The 17034-nt window shown below is 53.9% G+C and carries 17 protein-coding genes and 1 tRNA gene; 9 read left to right on the forward strand and 9 right to left on the reverse strand.

What is annotated here, in order from left to right:
- Positions 1 to 155: 155 nt before the first annotated feature.
- The 4 genes from PSES9_RS0102045 (at position 156) to PSES9_RS0102060 (ending at position 4124) form a co-directional block, all read left to right on the forward strand.
- Positions 156 to 1565 carry a circularly permuted type 2 ATP-grasp protein gene (locus tag PSES9_RS0102045; protein ID WP_010483504.1) on the forward strand — a complete coding sequence of 470 codons (1410 nt, stop codon included), beginning with the start codon at positions 156 to 158 and terminating at the stop codon, positions 1563 to 1565.
- A gap of 2 nt (positions 1566 to 1567) precedes the next feature.
- A complete protein-coding gene (locus PSES9_RS0102050; RefSeq protein WP_010483506.1) occupies positions 1568 to 2518 on the forward strand; it encodes an alpha-E domain-containing protein in 951 nt (316 codons plus the stop codon).
- Positions 2515 to 3312 (forward strand): transglutaminase family protein, encoded by a 798-nt coding sequence (locus tag PSES9_RS0102055; RefSeq protein ID WP_010483508.1) that lies wholly within the window; start codon positions 2515 to 2517, stop codon positions 3310 to 3312. Before PSES9_RS0102050 ends, PSES9_RS0102055 begins: the two co-directional genes overlap by 4 nt.
- 77 nt (positions 3313 to 3389) lie before the next feature.
- The gene (locus PSES9_RS0102060) at positions 3390 to 4124 is read left to right on the forward strand and encodes a proteasome-type protease (RefSeq protein WP_010483510.1); all 735 of its coding nucleotides are present in this window, start codon (positions 3390 to 3392) and stop codon (positions 4122 to 4124) included.
- A 6-nt stretch (positions 4125 to 4130) separates the two neighbouring features.
- Here the strand turns inward: PSES9_RS0102060 and PSES9_RS0102065 are convergent, their stop codons facing one another.
- A complete protein-coding gene (locus PSES9_RS0102065; RefSeq protein ID WP_010483512.1) occupies positions 4131 to 4943 on the reverse strand; it encodes a c-type cytochrome in 813 nt (270 codons plus the stop codon).
- Positions 4940 to 5299 (reverse strand): rhodanese-like domain-containing protein, encoded by a 360-nt coding sequence (locus PSES9_RS0102070; protein ID WP_010483514.1) that lies wholly within the window; start codon positions 5297 to 5299, stop codon positions 4940 to 4942. The genes PSES9_RS0102065 and PSES9_RS0102070 overlap by 4 nt, the downstream gene beginning before the upstream one ends.
- A gap of 737 nt (positions 5300 to 6036) precedes the next feature.
- Between PSES9_RS0102070 and PSES9_RS0102080 the strand changes: the two genes are divergently transcribed.
- Positions 6037 to 7242 carry an acetyl-CoA C-acetyltransferase gene (locus PSES9_RS0102080; RefSeq protein ID WP_010483516.1) on the forward strand — a complete coding sequence of 402 codons (1206 nt, stop codon included), beginning with the start codon at positions 6037 to 6039 and terminating at the stop codon, positions 7240 to 7242.
- Positions 7243 to 7316: 74 nt separating this feature from the next.
- Positions 7317 to 9461 (forward strand): 3-hydroxyacyl-CoA dehydrogenase NAD-binding domain-containing protein, encoded by a 2145-nt coding sequence (locus tag PSES9_RS0102085; protein WP_010483518.1) that lies wholly within the window; start codon positions 7317 to 7319, stop codon positions 9459 to 9461.
- Between the two features lie 58 nt (positions 9462 to 9519).
- On the opposite strand, the gene PSES9_RS0102095 is transcribed toward PSES9_RS0102085, so the two are convergent.
- The 3 genes from PSES9_RS0102095 to PSES9_RS25475 form a co-directional block, all read right to left on the reverse strand.
- Positions 9520 to 9759, reverse strand: coding sequence for a hypothetical protein (locus tag PSES9_RS0102095; RefSeq protein WP_010483520.1), 240 nt, complete (start codon positions 9757 to 9759; stop codon positions 9520 to 9522).
- A gap of 200 nt (positions 9760 to 9959) precedes the next feature.
- Positions 9960 to 10154, reverse strand: coding sequence for a type III secretion system co-regulatory protein PtrC (ptrC, locus tag PSES9_RS0102100; RefSeq protein WP_010483522.1), 195 nt, complete (start codon positions 10152 to 10154; stop codon positions 9960 to 9962).
- Positions 10155 to 10191: 37 nt separating this feature from the next.
- Positions 10192 to 10320 (reverse strand): hypothetical protein, encoded by a 129-nt coding sequence (locus tag PSES9_RS25475; protein WP_274377954.1) that lies wholly within the window; start codon positions 10318 to 10320, stop codon positions 10192 to 10194.
- A gap of 315 nt (positions 10321 to 10635) precedes the next feature.
- Between PSES9_RS25475 and PSES9_RS0102110 the strand changes: the two genes are divergently transcribed.
- Positions 10636 to 11361 carry an amidotransferase gene (locus PSES9_RS0102110; RefSeq protein ID WP_010483524.1) on the forward strand — a complete coding sequence of 242 codons (726 nt, stop codon included), beginning with the start codon at positions 10636 to 10638 and terminating at the stop codon, positions 11359 to 11361.
- Positions 11362 to 11416: 55 nt separating this feature from the next.
- Here PSES9_RS0102110 and PSES9_RS0102115 read toward each other — a convergent pair whose 3' ends face one another.
- The 3 genes from PSES9_RS0102115 to PSES9_RS0102125 form a co-directional block, all read right to left on the reverse strand.
- The gene (locus PSES9_RS0102115) at positions 11417 to 12391 is read right to left on the reverse strand and encodes a magnesium and cobalt transport protein CorA (protein ID WP_010483526.1); all 975 of its coding nucleotides are present in this window, start codon (positions 12389 to 12391) and stop codon (positions 11417 to 11419) included.
- Between the two features lie 116 nt (positions 12392 to 12507).
- Positions 12508 to 13230 carry a 1-acylglycerol-3-phosphate O-acyltransferase gene (locus PSES9_RS0102120; RefSeq protein WP_010483527.1) on the reverse strand — a complete coding sequence of 241 codons (723 nt, stop codon included), beginning with the start codon at positions 13228 to 13230 and terminating at the stop codon, positions 12508 to 12510.
- 145 nt (positions 13231 to 13375) lie between these two features.
- Entirely contained in the window at positions 13376 to 14065 is a 690-nt protein-coding gene (locus PSES9_RS0102125; RefSeq protein ID WP_010483530.1) for a crotonase/enoyl-CoA hydratase family protein, read from the reverse strand.
- Positions 14066 to 14409: 344 nt separating this feature from the next.
- Here PSES9_RS0102125 and PSES9_RS0102130 point away from each other — a divergent pair.
- A tRNA-Ser gene (locus PSES9_RS0102130) sits at positions 14410 to 14499 on the forward strand.
- Between the two features lie 109 nt (positions 14500 to 14608).
- Here the strand turns inward: PSES9_RS0102130 and PSES9_RS0102135 are convergent.
- On the reverse strand, positions 14609 to 15280 hold the full coding sequence (locus tag PSES9_RS0102135) for a hypothetical protein (protein WP_157998226.1): 672 nt from the start codon (positions 15278 to 15280) through the stop codon (positions 14609 to 14611).
- Between the two features lie 427 nt (positions 15281 to 15707).
- Here PSES9_RS0102135 and PSES9_RS0102140 point away from each other — a divergent pair, with 427 nt between their 5' ends.
- Complete coding sequence (locus PSES9_RS0102140) at positions 15708 to 17024, forward strand: OprD family outer membrane porin (protein WP_010483534.1); 1317 nt, start codon at positions 15708 to 15710, stop codon at positions 17022 to 17024.
- Positions 17025 to 17034: the final 10 nt, after the last annotated feature.

Consider the following 17034-nt stretch of genomic DNA (forward strand, 5'->3'; position numbering starts at 1 on the left):
GCCTTGGCGCAGGACATGCCGGGGCACTTGATGCGTTGCACTGTTTCGGTGCCTGATATTTTCGGTTGTTAAATAACTATCTGATTTACAACAAAAATATCATGTGGCTCGGGCTTTGCAACGTGATGGAACATATGGGTGACAAGGAGTTAGGCATGACCCACACCTTTTATGATGAGATGTACTTGGCCAATGGTGAGTGCCGTTCTCATTACCGGGAGTTTACCCGTTGGCTGGCAGATACGCCCAGTGATCTGCTGGCGCAGAGACGGCGCGAAGCAGATCTGCTGTTTCACCGCGCAGGTATTACCTTCACGCTCTATGGTGATGATCAGGGCACCGAGCGACTGATTCCATTCGACATTATTCCCCGTAGTATCCCAGCCAGCGAATGGCGCATTGTCGAGCGTGGGTGCATCCAGCGGGTGCAGGCGCTCAACCTGTTCCTGACCGATATTTATCACGACCAGCGCATTCTCAAGGCAGGCATCATTCCGCCCGAGCAAGTACTTGCCAACGAAGGTTACCAGTTGGCGATGCAAGGACTCGATCTGCACCGCAATATCTACTCGCATATCTCCGGCGTCGACCTTGTGCGCGACGGTGATGGCAGTTACTACGTGCTTGAAGACAACCTGCGTACGCCAAGTGGTGTGAGCTATATGCTCGAAGACCGCAAGATGATGATGCGGCTGTTTCCTGAGTTGTTTGCAGCCCAGCGGGTCGCACCCATCAATCATTACCCGGACATGCTGCTTGATACGCTGAAGTCATCCAGTCCGATGGAAAATCCAACGGTGGTTGTGCTGACACCTGGACGATTCAACAGTGCCTACTTCGAACATGCGTTTCTGGCCCGCGAGATGGGGGTCGAGTTGGTCGAGGGGGCCGATTTGTTCGTGCGCGACGACAAGGTTTACATGCGCACCACTGCTGGCGCGAAACCCGTTGACGTGATTTATCGCCGCCTTGATGACGCTTTCCTTGACCCGCTGGCCTTCAACCCCGATTCCATGCTGGGCGTGCCGGGACTGCTGGCAAGCTATCGCTCGGGCAATGTGGTATTGGCCAATGCGGTGGGCACTGGGGTCGCGGACGATAAATCAATCTATCCGTACGTTGATGAAATGATCCGTTTCTACCTGGCAGAGGAGCCTATCCTTAAGAATGTGCCGACCTGGCAGTGCCGCAAGCCCAAGGACTTGTCACATGTGCTGGCCAACCTGCCTGACTTGGTCGTGAAGGAGACGCAAGGCTCGGGCGGCTACGGCATGCTGGTCGGGCCTGCCTCAACCAAGGCCCAGATCGAAGAGTTCCGCGCACGCTTGATTGCCCGGCCTGAGGCCTACATCGCCCAGCCAACCTTGTCCTTGTCGACCTGTCCGACCTTTGTTGAAAACGGCATCGCGCCGCGGCATATCGATTTGCGACCCTTTGTATTGTCAGGTCGGGAAACCCGTCTTGTACCCGGAGGATTAACCCGCGTGGCCCTGCGAGAGGGCTCGCTGGTGGTCAATTCCTCACAAGGTGGCGGAACCAAAGACACATGGATAGTGGGGGACTAATTATGCTCAGTACCACAGCCTCCAACCTGTACTGGATGTCACGCTACCTGGAGCGCGCAGAGAATCTCGCGCGAATGCTCGAAGTCAGCTACTCGCTGTCTTTGATGCCGCAGGACGATCACGGCAATGGCCTTGATGAGCTGGCCATGCCGCTGATCATCACGGGTACGCTGGATGAGTATCTGGAACAGCACGGGGAAATGCATGCCGAGCGCATGCTCAATTTTTTCGGGCTCGACGCCAATAATCCAGCCAGTATCTATTGCTGCCTGCAAGCTGCCCGGACCAACGCCCATGCCGTGCGTGGCCGTATCACCGCTGATATGTGGGAAAACATCAACGCCAGCTGGCTAGAGGTCCGCGATATTGCCCAGCAGGGGATCGCTCGATACGGAATCAGCCATTTTTGCGAATGGGTCAAGGAACGCTCGCACCTGTTCCGTGGCGCCACGTTCGGCACCATCATGCGCGGCGAAGCCTACCGGTTTATCCGTTTGGGAACCTTTATCGAGCGTGCGGATAACACCCTGCGCCTGCTGGATGCGCGCTATGAGCTGCTTGGTGAAGACATCGACGAAATAGACGGGCGTTCGGCACGCAGCTATTACCAGTGGACTGCCTTGTTGCGTGCACTGTCTTCATTCGAGGCATTTGCCGAGATTTATCGTGGGTCGCCTGGGGCACGCAAAGTATCTGAGCTGTTGCTACTGCGTACCGAGGTTCCACGCTCACTGCGTTCGTGCACAGAAGAGCTGTATTCGATGCTGACTAGCTTGCCAGGTGACAACGGTCGCCCGGCACAACGTCTGGCTGCAGAGCTTGAAGCGCGTTTGCGCTACACAACCATTGACGAAGTGTTGGACGAAGGCCTGCACACTTGGCTGAATGATTTGATTCTGCTGATTCGTGAACTGGGCCAAGCCATCCATAGCTCTTACCTGGAGGTCGCATGAGACTGTCCATTAGCCACGACACCACCTATCAATACGATGAACAAGTTCGCTCCAGCATCCAGTACCTGCGTATAACCCCGCAGCAGAGCGAGAGGCAGCAAGTCATCAACTGGGAGCTTAACTTGCCGCGCCCGGTACGTGCCCAGCGCGACCCCTATGGCAATATCCTGCATGTGCTGACGGTTGATGTCCCCCATGACAATATCGTCATTGGCGCCCACGGCCAGGTTGATATCGATGAAAACTGCGAGTTCGAGCATGAGTCGCAGTCGGCCCTGCCGTTTTTACGGGTGACACGCTTGACCGAGCCCAGCCAAGCCTTGCGCGAGTTTGCCAACATTCAATGCAAGACTCGGCGCGACCGCACGGCAATGATTGACTTGATGCAGGCCCTGAACGCCCATATTCGCTATGAGAAAGGCGTCACCTCGACCGAGACCAGTGCCGCCGATGCGTTCGCCGCCGGTCGTGGTGTCTGCCAGGATCACACCCATGCATTCCTGGCATGTGCACGCAGTCTCGGTGTTCCTTCGCGTTATGTCTCAGGCTATTTGTACACCGATGACAGCGATCACCTCGCCAGTCACGCATGGGCTGAGGCATGGTTGGACGATGCCTGGTACAGCTTTGATATCACCAATAACCTGACCCTGCCCGAGCGCCACCTCAAGCTCGCGGTTGGCCTGGATTACCTCGATGCCTGCCCGGTACGTGGCATGCGCCGTGGCGGTGGTGGCGAGCAAATGCATGCCCATGTCGATGTTTCCTCTATGTTCATGGTGCAGGCCCAATAGCCGTTTTTTGCATAACGGCAATACACCTCAAAGGCCCAGCAAATGCTGGGCCCTGTCATTTTACGAAAGGATTTCTTATGACCTATTGTGTCGGCATAAGCTTGGAGCAAGGCTTGGTGTTTGTATCTGACTCGCGCACCAATGCAGGGGTAGATCACATTGCCACATTTCGTAAGCTGCATGTATTTGGTGTACCGGGCGAGCGAATTATTGTTTTGCAAACTGCTGGCAACCTGGCTACTTCGCAATCGGTGATCAGTCTGTTGCAGCAGCGCCTGAACGGTGAAGGCGCCAACCTAAACAACGTGCCAAGCCTGTACCAGGCGACCACCCTCGTAAGTGAAACCATGCGTGAAGTGATGGCTCGTGATGGCAATGGCGTGATGATGCAAGGCGTCGATCTGAGCTGTTCGTTTATTGTCGGCGGGCAGGTTAACGGTGAGGCAGCGGGGCTTTTTAATATCTATCCGCAAGGCAACTTCATTGCGGCGACCGAAGACACGCCTTATTTCCAGATTGGTGAAAGCAAATATGGCAAACCGGTTCTCGATCGCTCGCTGGATAACAGTTCAAGCCTGCAGCATGCCTTGCTTACGGCCCTGATTTCATTTGATTCCACGATTCGCAGCAATCTTTCTGTTGGCATGCCCTTGGATGTGCTGGTCTATAACGCCAACAGCCTGCAAGTGCCAAATGGTTTTCGCGTGACCCAGGACGACCCTTATTACCAAGGGATTCGCCAGCAGTGGGGCGAGGCCTTGCAACGGACCTTGCTTGAACTGCCGCCAGCACCTGGGCAATACCTGGGTTAACGGGATTTACTCGACCTTGCGGCTCGCCATATGGCTTAAATACGCCAGCAATTGGTTGAGCTCGGTGTTGCTAATGCTGGCTTCACTGAAGCCTGGCATCTTGCCCTGGGGCCAATGCCGCATACTTTGCGGGTCGCGGATGTAGCGGCTAAGAAACCCTGGCTTGAAGTATTCGGTCGGGTTGTGCGGCAGGTTCAGGTCCGGGCCAAACTGGGAGTCACCAGCCTTGTTCAAGCGGTGGCAAGCCATGCAGTTTTTCTGGTACTGAGCCAAGCCAAGCCGTACATCTTCACTGGCATCATTCGCTGGCAAGAGGTTAGGGAACCGCTCGGCAACCGAAGGTAACAAGCGAAACTTGGCAACCTGGTAAGGCCATTGTTCTGAACCTATATTGCTCGCCTCAGGATTTTCCCAAACCAGGTAGAAGGGGCCAGCGCTGTAGCCTTTGTTGCCCAGTATCGGCCATGGCCTTGACGGTTCTTCTATCGCCAACCAGGCTCTAGCCCCTTGCGTGCTGAGCAAGGGAGCGGCGGGTAATTCGGCGGCAAACCCATCGGCAGCGATTGCCTGGATATGCTCGCCAGGCTTTACCGACTTGAGCAGAACTGCCAGCGGCACTGCTTTGTAGTGCATCTTGCGTTTATAGCTTACGTCGCTGGCAATAGTGATGTCGCGTGTTTGCGGCAGTGCAAGCAGTTCGGCGGTCGACCAGGTTTGCCCTTGGTCGCCTAGCTCTAGGGTCAGCTCGGCAGCTTGGGTGGTTGCAATGTTCAAACAGAATGAGAGCAGCGCCGCACAGGGGAGAAAATAGCCTTTCAATCGCTCGCCTCAAGTACCGATTGCAGTTCCTCATAGCCGCCAGCATTGATGACATTGCTATAACCCAATTTGACCAGTTCGTCCTGGGCGATGCCCGAACGACGGCCGCTCTTGCAAAACAATACGATTGGCGCCGTTTTGTCGGGCTGCAATTGGCTGATCTTGCCAGCAATATCCTGGTATTCGACATGCTGGGCACCCTTCAAGGTACCGGTTGAGAACTCCTCATCGGTGCGCACATCAATTAACAGGGCATCCTCTGTCTGAATCGCATCTATAGCGGCGAGCTGATCGACATCGGCGGCGTGAATAGTGGCGCTTGAAAATAGGACGAGCAAAGCTATCAAGGTGCGCATGATCCTCTCCTTCGATCATTGCTGGTGAGTTAAACATACCAGCAAACCCGCTTTTGTTGTCGATGTTTTCCTGGGCGATACAACGGCTGGCGAAACCTGCGATACAGCCAGCAAGTCGCCATCAATTATAGTCAAGCTATAGGCAAGCTATAGGGGGTTACCTGATGATGTGAGTCAGGTTCGGGATGATCAGCACGACTGTAACGACAAATACAATCAGGCTGGCTTGGCGGATTTTGGGCTGATTACGCATGGCAATTGCCTTTTATTGTTGGAGTAGCAAGCGAACATCCGGGCACGCACGTCAACTCTTCAATTGAAGAAACTTCGCGCCTAATTTTTACAGGTACGGCAGCTATTACGGGTGGTTAAGCAAAGTTGTTATTTGAATGTGGAAATCTAACTTTAGGCTCGGAGCATAAAAAATCTAGAAGACTTGGTTGTTAGCACTCAAGCTTTAGTAACTCATTGTTATGTTTCTTTCTTGTGGCTCTCAAGCAACCCTTGTGCCAGAGGCATCCATTGCTTTTTTATAACAAAATGCCATCACAGAACCGTTTGTCTGAGAGTTGACCGAGGTTGCGCTGGCAGGACTGTACGGTTGATCAGAGCGGTCAATGGCGCTGAGCACATTGGTCATTGAGGCTGGCGTTCCACGGCGTATGGTGCTCATTAGTAGATCAAGCACGTTGCCGACTGGCGCTGCGATCACCTTCCACAGGAGGTTTGAAGACGTTATGAGCGAAGCCTATATTTTTGATGCGGTACGCACGCCACGCGGCAAAGGCAAGAAGGACGGGGCGCTCTACAGCGTCAAGCCGGTCAACCTGATTGCAGGGTTGCTCAATGCCCTGCAAGCTCGCAACAACCTTGATACCAGTCATGTTGATGACATCGTGCTGGGTTGCGTCACGCCGGTCGGGGACCAAGGCGCGGACATTGCCAAGACAGCAGCCATGGTTGCCGACTGGGATGTCAGTGTCTCGGGTGTGCAGCTCAATCGTTTTTGCGCCTCGGGTCTTGAAGCGGTCAATATTGGAGCCATGAAGGTACGCTCGGGCTTCGAGGATCTGGTGGTGGTCGGTGGCGTTGAATCGATGTCGCGGATTCCAATGGGGTCCGATGGTGGCGCATGGGTGATGGACCCCGAAACCAATCTACATACCCACTTCACCCCGCAAGGGATTGGCGCAGACTTGATCGCCACGCTCGAAGGTTTCAGCCGTGCGGATGTCGATGCCTACGCCTTGCGTTCGCAACAGAAGGCGGCGCGGGCCAAGGCAGATGGTTCGTTCGCCAAGTCGTTGGTTCCTGTGGTTGATCAAAACGGCATAGTGCTGCTTGATCACGATGAGTTCGTTCGCGGCGACTCGACCCAGGAAGGCTTGGCCAAGCTGAAACCAAGCTTCGAAATGATGGGGCAGATGGGGTTCGACAGCACGGCACTTCGGGTCTACAGCCACGTCGAGCGTATCAACCACGTGCATACGCCGGGCAATAGCTCAGGCATCGTCGATGGCTCCGCATTGATGCTCATTGGCTCCGAGGCCAAGGGGCGCGAGCTTGGGCTCAAACCTCGTGCGCGTATAGTCGCCACCGCCGTAACGGGCACTGATCCAACCATCATGCTTACCGGCCCTGCGCCCGCAACGCGCAAGGCTCTGGCCAAGGCACGCTTGAATATCGCCGATATTGACTTGTTCGAGGTCAATGAAGCTTTCGCCTCTGTGGTCATGAAGTTTATGAAAGACATGGGCGTCAGCGAAGACAAGGTCAATGTCAATGGCGGCTCGATCGCCATGGGCCATCCGCTGGGAGCAACCGGCTGTGCCATTCTCGGCACCTTGCTCGATGAGCTGGAAAAACGCGAGCTGCGCTACGGCCTTGCCACCCTGTGTGTCGGCGGCGGCATGGGTATCGCCACCATCATCGAACGAATTTAACGAGCGGTCAGCGTCACGGGCAGCGGTTGTGTCCTGCTGCGCTGAACCTCTGCCAAGTGTAGGGACAAACTAAAATGACAGATGCAATCCGCTACCACAAAGATCAGGACAATATAGTCGTCTTGACCATCGATATGCCGGGGCAAAGCGCCAATACCATGAATGCGGTCTACCGCGAAGCGATGGCGGCGACTGTTGATCGACTTGAAGCTGAGAAAGACAGTATCGCTGGAGTGATCATCACTTCAGCCAAGAAAACCTTTTTCGCCGGTGGCGACTTGAACGAGTTGATCAAGGTCACCAAGGCAGATGCCAGTGATTTCTATCACATGGTACTCGGCATCAAGGCGCAATTACGTCGCCTCGAACTGCTTGGCAAGCCCGTAGTGGCTGCTATCAATGGTGCTGCATTGGGCGGGGGCTGGGAAATTTGCCTGGCTTGCCATCAGCGCATCGCTTTGGATAACAGCAGCGTGCAAATTGGTTTGCCTGAAGTCACCCTTGGCTTATTGCCAGGCGGTGGCGGTGTCGTACGAATGGTTCGCCTGCTGGGTCTTGAGAAGGCATTGCCGTATCTGGCTGAAGGCAAGAAAGTGCGGCCGGATGCAGCCTTGAAGGCTGGCTTGATTCATCAGCTGGCGACCGACAAAGACGACATGATGGCCAAGGCCCGGGCCTGGATTAACGCTAATCCAGATGCAAAACAGCCTTGGGACACCCCAGGCTACAAGATTCCGGGCGGAACTCCGGCTAGTCCAAACGTGGCGCAGATGCTGGCGATTGCACCCTCAGTATTACGCGACAAGACCAAAGGCTGTTTCCCTGCACCCGAGAAAATCATGTGCGCGGCAGTCGAGGGGGCACAGGTTGATTTCGACACGGCGCAACTGATTGAGACCCGTTACTTCACCGAGTTGACCACCGGCCAAGTCGCGAAAAACATGATTGGCACCTTTTGGTTCCAACTCAATGAAATCAACGCCGGTGGTTCGCGTCCCAAAGGTTTCGCACCCAGTGTCACGCGCAGGGTCGGTGTGCTTGGTGCGGGCATGATGGGCGCAGGTATTGCCTATGTCTCAGCCGCGGCTGGCATTGAAGTGGTGCTCAAGGATGTATCGTTGCAGGCCGCCGAAAAGGGCAAGGCCTATTCAGCCACGCTGCTTGATAAGAAAGTTTCACGGGGCCACATGAGCGCTGAAAAGCGTGATGCATTTTTAGCCTTGATCAAGCCGAGCGACAACGAAGCTGATTTCGCAGGGTGCGACCTGATCATCGAAGCTGTTTTCGAAGACCGCGAGCTTAAGGCCAAGGTCACTGCGGCCGCTGAGCAACATGCGCTCAGTGATGCGGTGATCGCTTCAAATACTTCAACCTTGCCGATTACAGGCCTGGCCCAAGCTGTGGCCAAGGCCGAAAAATTTATTGGCCTGCACTTTTTCAGCCCGGTCGACAAAATGCCGCTGGTGGAAATCATTCGTGGCGAGCACACCAGTGATGAAACCCTGGCCCGTGCCTTCGATTATGTCATGCAGATCAAAAAGACGCCGATCGTGGTCAATGACCGCCGTGGCTTCTTCACCTCGCGGGTGTTCGGTACCTTTACCAACGAAGGTATTGCCATGCTGGGCGAGGGCGTCAGTGCCGCGCTGATTGAAAATGAGGCTCGCAAAGCCGGGATGCCAGTGGGACCGTTGGCGATCAGTGACGAAGTCTCGATGAGCTTGATGAACCACGTGCGCCAGCAAAGCATCAAGGACCTCGCCGCAGAGGGCAAGCAACTGCCTGAGCACAAGGCTTTTGCGGTTATCGATATGATGCTCAACGAATACAAGCGCCCAGGCAAGGCAGCCGGTGGCGGTTTTTATGAATACCCGCAAGGCGCCAAGAAACATCTGTGGCCTGAGTTGAAGGCACGGTTCGAGCAGGCATCTGCACAAATATCCCAGCAAGACGTGCGTGATCGCATCCTGTTTATCCAGGCAATCGAAACAGTGCGTTGCCTGGAAGAGGGCGTCTTGACCTCGGTTGCCGATGCCAACGTCGGTTCGATATTTGGCATAGGTTTCGCGGCCTGGACGGGCGGTGCGCTGCAATTCATCAACCAATATGGCGTGCAGGATTTCGTGGCTCGCGCCGAATACCTGGCCCAGCAGTACGGCGAGCGCTTCAATCCGCCTGCCTTGTTGCTGGACAAGGCGGCCAAGGGCGAAACCTTTTAACAAGGCTTGGTTCGATTCGGAAGCCGGCTGTCAGGGCCGGCTTTCTTGTGCATTTTGCCTAGGCGAAATCCACCGGCTCGAACCTGTTGGCAAAGGCAAGGGCAACTCGGCTTGGTGGTTTGCCGGTAATGGGTTTCAAGCCTTGGGCGACCTTCAGGTTGTGCGCAATTTGTGAATTGCACTCGATGGTGCGTGCCAGCGCCCCGGCCGAACCGTAGTTGAATCCCAGTAAAGACAGGCCATTGGTCATTATTGCCAGTGCCGCGATGATAAGCAGGTTACGATTTTTCAGTTTCATGATGCACTGGCCTTGAATGAGGTGTCATGGGTCCTTGGTTGGTAAGGGTGAGCCCTGTAAGTGCTGATTTTGAGCAACACTAAAGCGTCACCACTTGTCAGGGCTGGAAGTTGTCTGTGAATTTTGCGACGGGCCGTTAGCCCGGACTATCCGGTTTTCCCCGGGCTACAGCATTGGTTGAGAACAGCGGGAAACCTTGCTTAACAGCTGTACTGCTGGCAAAGCACTCGTTCAATCGCCTTGCGCTCACTGAGTTGGGTCGGCATTCGTAGCGTGGTCAACTTGCCATCAGCTAGCTGGATCGCCAGCTCGGACTCGTAGTGAATCCCGCGCTCATCAAGTGTGGCGTAAGTTACTGCGTAGACATTTTGCTGAGTGATGAATTCGACAGTCATGGCTCGTTTCCTGCGCTGCTGTGAGGCCGCGTCTGGTTTATTTGCTGGACGAAATAACCGGCTTCTGTGCCTGTTGCGCACTCTGGGTGCGTTGGTTGTCCGCGTTGGCGGGTGCAGCGAAGGCTGAGGCGGCGATCAAGCTGGCGATTGCGGCAAAGTTGTTCATGGCGAGTATCCTTTTATCCAATGTGGGCGGCTGCCCGATGGAGCGATAATCCTCCGCGCCGGGTATTAACAGAAGTGAATGGTCGTTATGGTGACTATTACGATCACTGATAGATAAACAGGCTGTATCTCGACGTCGGTCAGATTTAACATCAGCCTATTGCCATGCAGGGTTTCTCAAGGCAGGCTACGGGCGCTCGCAAAAACCGTGGGGGATTGGCGGCACTGATCGCGCCGTTTATCGTCCCTGGAAAGATTTTTGCTACAAACCAACCGAAAAACGAATTACCACCACTGGTGCATCAGGGACAATTCCATGGCGCTGCAAATTTGTATTCTTGAAACAGACGTACTTCGTCCCGAGCTGATCGATCAATATCAAGGTTATGGCAAGATGTTTGAGCGCCTGTTCGCGCATCAACCAATTGCCGCCGAGTTCACCGTATACAACGTTATGCAAGGCGAGTATCCGGCCGATAGCGAGCAATACGATGCTTACCTGGTCACCGGGAGCAAGGCTGATTCATTTGGCGAAGACGCCTGGATTCAGACCCTCAAGACCTACTTGCTTGAGCGCTATCAGCGTGGCGACAAACTGCTTGGCGTGTGCTTCGGTCACCAATTGCTGGCCCTGTTGTTGGGCGGTGAGGCCAAGCGTGCTGCCCAAGGTTGGGGCGTGGGCATTCATCGTTATGAGATGGCCAGCAAAGCCCAGTGGATGACCCCGGCGCTGGACAACCTGACCTTGCTGATCAGCCACCAGGACCAGGTGACCAGGCTGCCAGAAAATGCCACCTTGCTGGCGTCCAGCGAGTTCTGTCCGATTGCGGCTTATTGCATTGAAGACCAGGTCCTGTGCTTCCAGGGCCATCCCGAGTTCGTCCACGAGTACTCGAAGACCTTGCTGGATATCCGCCAGCAGCATATTGGCGAGCACAACTATCGCAAGGGTGTCGACAGCCTCAAGGATGATCACCAGGGCACAACTGTTGCCGAATGGATGATGCGCTTTGTTGCCAACGGGCGCCAGGCGCAGGCCTGATCACCAGGCTCTAGTCTCAAGCAGAAGACCCAGCCCTGTGCTGGGTCTTCTGCTTCTACAGCCAGCCGTTGTACTTGAAGCTGGCATACAGGCCGATGCAGCCTGAGCCAATCAAGCCAAGTACACCAAAGTAACCGTATTGCCAACTCAATTCGGGCATGTTGTGGAAGTTCATGCCATAGATGCCGGCAATGGCCGTTGGGAAGGCCAGGATCGCCGCCCAGGCCGCGAACTTGCGTTGGGTAACGCTCTGGCGCGCAGACTCCACCAGCAAGCCTATCTCGATCGCATGGTCAGCCATTTCGCGCAGTGCGGTGAGGTCTTCAAGCAGGCGGTTGACATGGATCGCCACATCCCTGAAGTACGGACGCATTTGTTTATCGATAAAGGGAAAGTCGAGGCGTTGCAGTTCTTGGCAGATTTCCACCAAGGGGCCGATGTTACGGCGCAGGCGCAGCAGGTCACGGCGCAGGCCCTGGATTTTCACTGCATCGGCCATGGTCAGGGCGTCCTTGAGCACCGCTTGTTCGGTTTCCTCAAGCGTGCTGTTGTAGCTGTCCATGATCGGCCGGTAGTTTTCTGTCACGAAACTGAGCAGGGCGTAGAGCACGAAGTCTTCGCCGTGTTCGAGCAGCAAGGGGCGGGCTTCACAGCGCTGGCGCACGCGTGAATAGGGCGCGGACTGGCCGTAGCGGGCACTGATCACGTAGCCGGTGCCAGCAAATAATTGAGTCTCGACAAACTCAAGCTCACCGTTTTCGAAAATCGGTGAGTAAAGCACCATGAATAACGCGTCGCCAAAGGTCTCCAGCTTTGGCCGGGTATGGCGCAGCAGTGCATCCTCAATTGCCAGCTCGTGCAGGTTGTATTGCGCCTGGAGAGTGGTAAGTACATGGGGCTGAGGGTCTTTCAGGCCAATCCAGGCGAAGTGTCCGGGCTTGCCCAGCCAGCTAACGCCATCTTCCAGGCTGATGTCCGTGACTTTTTTCCCGTGGCTGTAAACTGCTGCGGCAACGACGCTGTTATCCATTTTCGACCTGGTTTTTCTGCACATGGCGCCCAGCTTAGCCTGAGATGATCATCAATGGCTGCATCCGGGCGCATTTGGGGTACAAAAAAAACCGCTACCAAGGCGGGCTGGGCAACTCAGGCTTCGGCCATCTCTTTATTCATGCTGTCGATACAGGCCTGCATCTGCGCTTGGCAGCTTTCCATCAGTGCGGGCACATCGGCGATGGTCAGGCCCGTGGTCGCAATTGCGGGCAGCGAGCGGATCATTATCGTGCCGCTGTTCCATCGGTTGATGCGTAGCTTGTTGGCATATGTGCTGGTACAGACCGGGATAATTGGCACGCCTGCAGCAATTGCCATCAGAAAAGCGCCCTTCTTGAATGGCAGCATTTGCGGGCCTGGATAACGTGTCCCTTCCGGGAACACCCAAATCGAGGTGTTCTTGTGCTTGAGCGTTTCGGTGGTCTGCAACATTGCCTGTTTGGCGCTGCGCGAGTTGCCACGGTCAAGCAAAATATTGCCAGCCAGCCAATACAGTTGACCGAAGAAAGGGACCCACTTGAGGCTTTTCTTGCCGAGGCTCACGGTGCGGTAGGGCACAACCCGACCCAGTACGTAGAGGTCGTAATTGGATTGGTGGTTGGCAATTATCACGCATGACTGGCTGTGATCACGCAGCCCTTCAGTCTGGGTCTTGAGCTTTAGGTTGAGAATGCGCAATGCAGGCAATGAGTAGATTCGGGCGCAAATGCGGCTGTTATCTGGATTGAATGGGCGGCAAATACCCACCACCAAGCCCAACACTCCGGCAACGATAAAATGCACGCCCATTAACGCCATGCGCAGAATGAAAAGCATTTGGTACACCCAATCAACCTAAAAGCCGCGCAGTGTACGGCTGTAAACTGTTTTCAGCAATTGCAGCTGATCACTCAGCTGTGTGCGGATATGAAGGACATAAAAAAGCCCGGAAAATCCGGGCCTTAGCATTATTGGCGAAGTATTACAGACTGATGGTCCTATCCAGCTCGATCGCTGTGTCGAGTGTTTCCAGCAGTGCTTTGCGGACCTTGAGCTTGGTGTTCTTGTGCGCGGTCATATTGATCTTCTTCAACTGCTGGGCCGCTGCTTGTGCTGCCGCCATAAGCTGTTCCGCGGGCACGACCTTATCAAGGAAGCCTGCTTCTACAGCACCTTGCGGATCAAACATCTCACCGCAGATTACCGAACGATGGAATGCAGACTTACGCAGGCGATCACGTGCCAGCTCAATGCCCACATGGTGCATGGTCATGCCGATCTGAACCTCATTGAGACCAATACTGAATTTGCCTTCAGTGCCGATGCGGTAGTCGGCAGAGAGCAAAATAAACGCACCTTTTGCAACTGCATGGCCAGGGCAGGCGACAACAATCGGGTAGGGGAACGACAGCATGCGTCGAGCCAGGGTCGAACCAGCAGCGACCAGGTCAATTGCATTTTGCGGGCTGGAAGTCATGACTTTAAGGTCATAACCGCCCGAAAGGATGCCCGGTTGACCTGTGATGATTACCACCGCTTTATCCTGCGCCGCTTTATCCAGCGCCTGGTTAAAGGCAGCAATTACATCAGGCGAGATGGCGTTAACCTTGCCATTGTTCAGGGTCAGGGTGGCAATGCCATCTTCTAGTTGGTAGCTGATCAAGTCGCTCATGGTCGGAATCCTTGTGCTGAAGATGGGCTGACGTTACCCATCCGGCACGTTCCGGTAAAGCACAATGAGCGACCAGTGAGTCACCAATGGCGCGCTTTATCACGCATAGAGCTTTGAGGGTCTCGCTAACACCAACCGTCTTGTAGAGAGTGGGCTTGATCCAGCCGCGGCATTGCAATGCCTTATCCTGGCCTGTCGAATTAGAAACAGGCCCTGCCCGGATTTACCGCATAAGGAGCAGGGCAGAGGGTAAGCGCATGAAAACTCGGAAAAAACTTTTGCTTTTAAGGCTTTGTTCGGATACATTAGCGCGCCTCGACAGACAGCAATGCCTGACGAGATCCGGTGAAGTGTCCGAGCGGTTGAAGGAGCACGCCTGGAAAGTGTGTATACGAGAAATCGTATCATGAGTTCGAATCTCATCTTCACCGCCACTTTCAGAAAAGCCCTGCAGATCAACGATCTGCGGGGCTTTTTGTTTTCTGGTGTAGATGGAAATGGTACTGCTCAGGGCGCAAGGTTCTGTGTTTGCTTTGTCATTTCCTAAATACTTGGAACTTTATACAGGTTGTTAAGGGCCTGACCGCAGAGAACTAGGTGCTTTTGGACTTCTATTGCGTATGCTAGGGCATCCTCTACCCAGCAGGCAGGGTATGACTGATCTTTGTATTCGAATTTTTTGATTTTCCCCCCACGCCGACCCTCTTTGAACGAAATGGTTGGTCGATGGACAATCAATTGCCAGTGTTTGGTGGTGTTGGTAAATGCCTTTAAATACTTGTATTCAGTTGATTTTAGAGCTTTACCCAATAAGTCCTTAAGCTCACCTTCGGAAAGCCCATTTTGAGCTTTGTAAGGGTCTAAGAGCCCTCTGCACTGGGCCATTCCCAGCGCAACAAGCAATTGTCCGAATGTTTCAAAGGTGTTGAGCACTGTGCTAATGCAGGCAATTGTGTTGGCTTCACTTTGCAGGTTTGCGTTAAACCAAGCGTCTTGATCCCCGCCTCCCAACGTGTGAAGTGTGTACTGCCGACCGCTTGGGTCATCCTCAGGCCTGAAGTCTTCGTAGGCCTTATAGGCCAGGCGTATGTGGTATCGGAACAATTGTGTGGAGCGTCCAAGCGAAACGAGTATGGGGATTGCTTTGGCGGACTTTTCTGGGAATTCAGCAGTGATGCGTTCCTGTAGCGGCTTGATCTTCCATGTGTCGCTCATTTTTCTTCCTCCCATAGGTTCAAGTTTGTGCCGTGGCCGGGCGTCCATTGCCAACATCAGCAATGCCGATGCTGCAAAGAACCCATCAATGCATATTACAGCTGCGCTGAACTCTAGTGTTTCGGTGAGGCGCGGATATGGTTGGGCGAGTTGATCATTAGCGCTGCCCTCACTGTCCAATTTCAGCGTCGACCTCTTTTTTAATTTAAAACACGTTAGTCGGTTGTATTCCAAACCTAAGGCTGGTTGCATTTGGTCAAAGATATGATGCTGGAAGAATGATCGCGCTTGTTTTTCGCTACTTCATTGAGTGCTTATTAGATTGGCAGGGAATCTAAATAACTTTGGCACGTATTCAAAAGAGCAAAAGTTTCGTGGCAGGTAGGATCGGATGTTATGACAACCTCCAATAATAAAAAGGTCGCTTGTGAACAACAGCCAGTCATTTACTTTATATGCCTTGTCGCTTGCCATGATTGCATCTGCCCAGGCGCAAGAGCGCAACTCCTTTGTGGCGGACAGCCGCATGTCCATTCGTTATAGCCAGTATTATTGGAACGAGGATCATGGCAATGGTGTTGGGCCCACGCGAGATGAGTGGGTTCAGGCGACATTGTTAAGTTACAAGTCTGGATGGTACGAAGATCTGGTGGGACTGGACTATAGCTATGGACTGGCCGATGCGCTGGAGGTTGGAAATAAAGCGACCAGTATCAGCAATCTCGAAGCCGGGGATACAGTGCAGTCGCCCCACGGTATCGCCAAACCGGTGGAGGCTTATCTGCGTGGGCATCTGGTCGGGGAGGCGGGCGAGTTCAATTATGGTGTTGGCAAGAAAAGCCGGCGCTATGGGTTGTATTTCGACGATCCCATTTCACGCATTCTGCCGCCTTCAACACTGGGTGCCGATATGGAGTATCGATTTGGTGGCCTTGAGGCAAGGTACAGCTATATCAATGGTTTCAGCGCGAGGAACGAGTCCGGTTGGGCCGACGACCTGACTAATTTTTCAGGTGAAAAAATTGATGCCATGCGGCTCTATGCGCTGAACTATTCCTTTGACGATGGCACGCAAATCCTTGCCGAGTATGCTGAATCTGAAGACTACCTGAAGGCGTCCTCGATCAAGATCAAGCACAGCTTTCAATTGTCGGCTGATCAATTCCTGGACCTGTATGCCACCCATGGAATGCAGCAGGATGCTGGCAAACTGTTCGATTACCAAGGTGTGCCTGGCTTGTACGAGGCCGAGAACTCGCACGATGCCCGCTATATCGAACTGTCGGCTAAGTATCGCTTCGGTCATGCATATGCGGGTGTCGACTACAACAAAGTCAGCGGTGATGATTTCGATCGATTGTTCTTTAGTGCCGATCATGGCACTTGGAATAGCAGCGCCAAGCTTTTCTATTATTTTGGTGCGGAAAACGAAGAGATGTACCGCGTATCTGCCGGTACGAATTTTGATTTTATCGGCGTGCCTCAATTACGTTTGGACAGCCACTATGCGTTTTCCGATCATGCCGCCGGTTATAACGGGTTCTCTCGGCGCGAGTTTCAAACCGTTCTCCAATATAACTTCACCGGTATGTTGAGCGGGCTTGGTCTGGCCTGGTTGCATAATGAGTTCACGACAAAGGGCACGCCCGATCAAGTCAATCGCTTTGCGGCTTCCTATGGACCAGCTGGGATCATTACTCATCATGCCAATCGGTTTTATATGAACTACATCTACAACTTTTAATTTAATTAAT

This window comes from Pseudomonas sp. S9 (genome assembly GCF_000222125.1).
Lineage (GTDB): Bacteria > Pseudomonadota > Gammaproteobacteria > Pseudomonadales > Pseudomonadaceae > Aquipseudomonas > Aquipseudomonas segetis.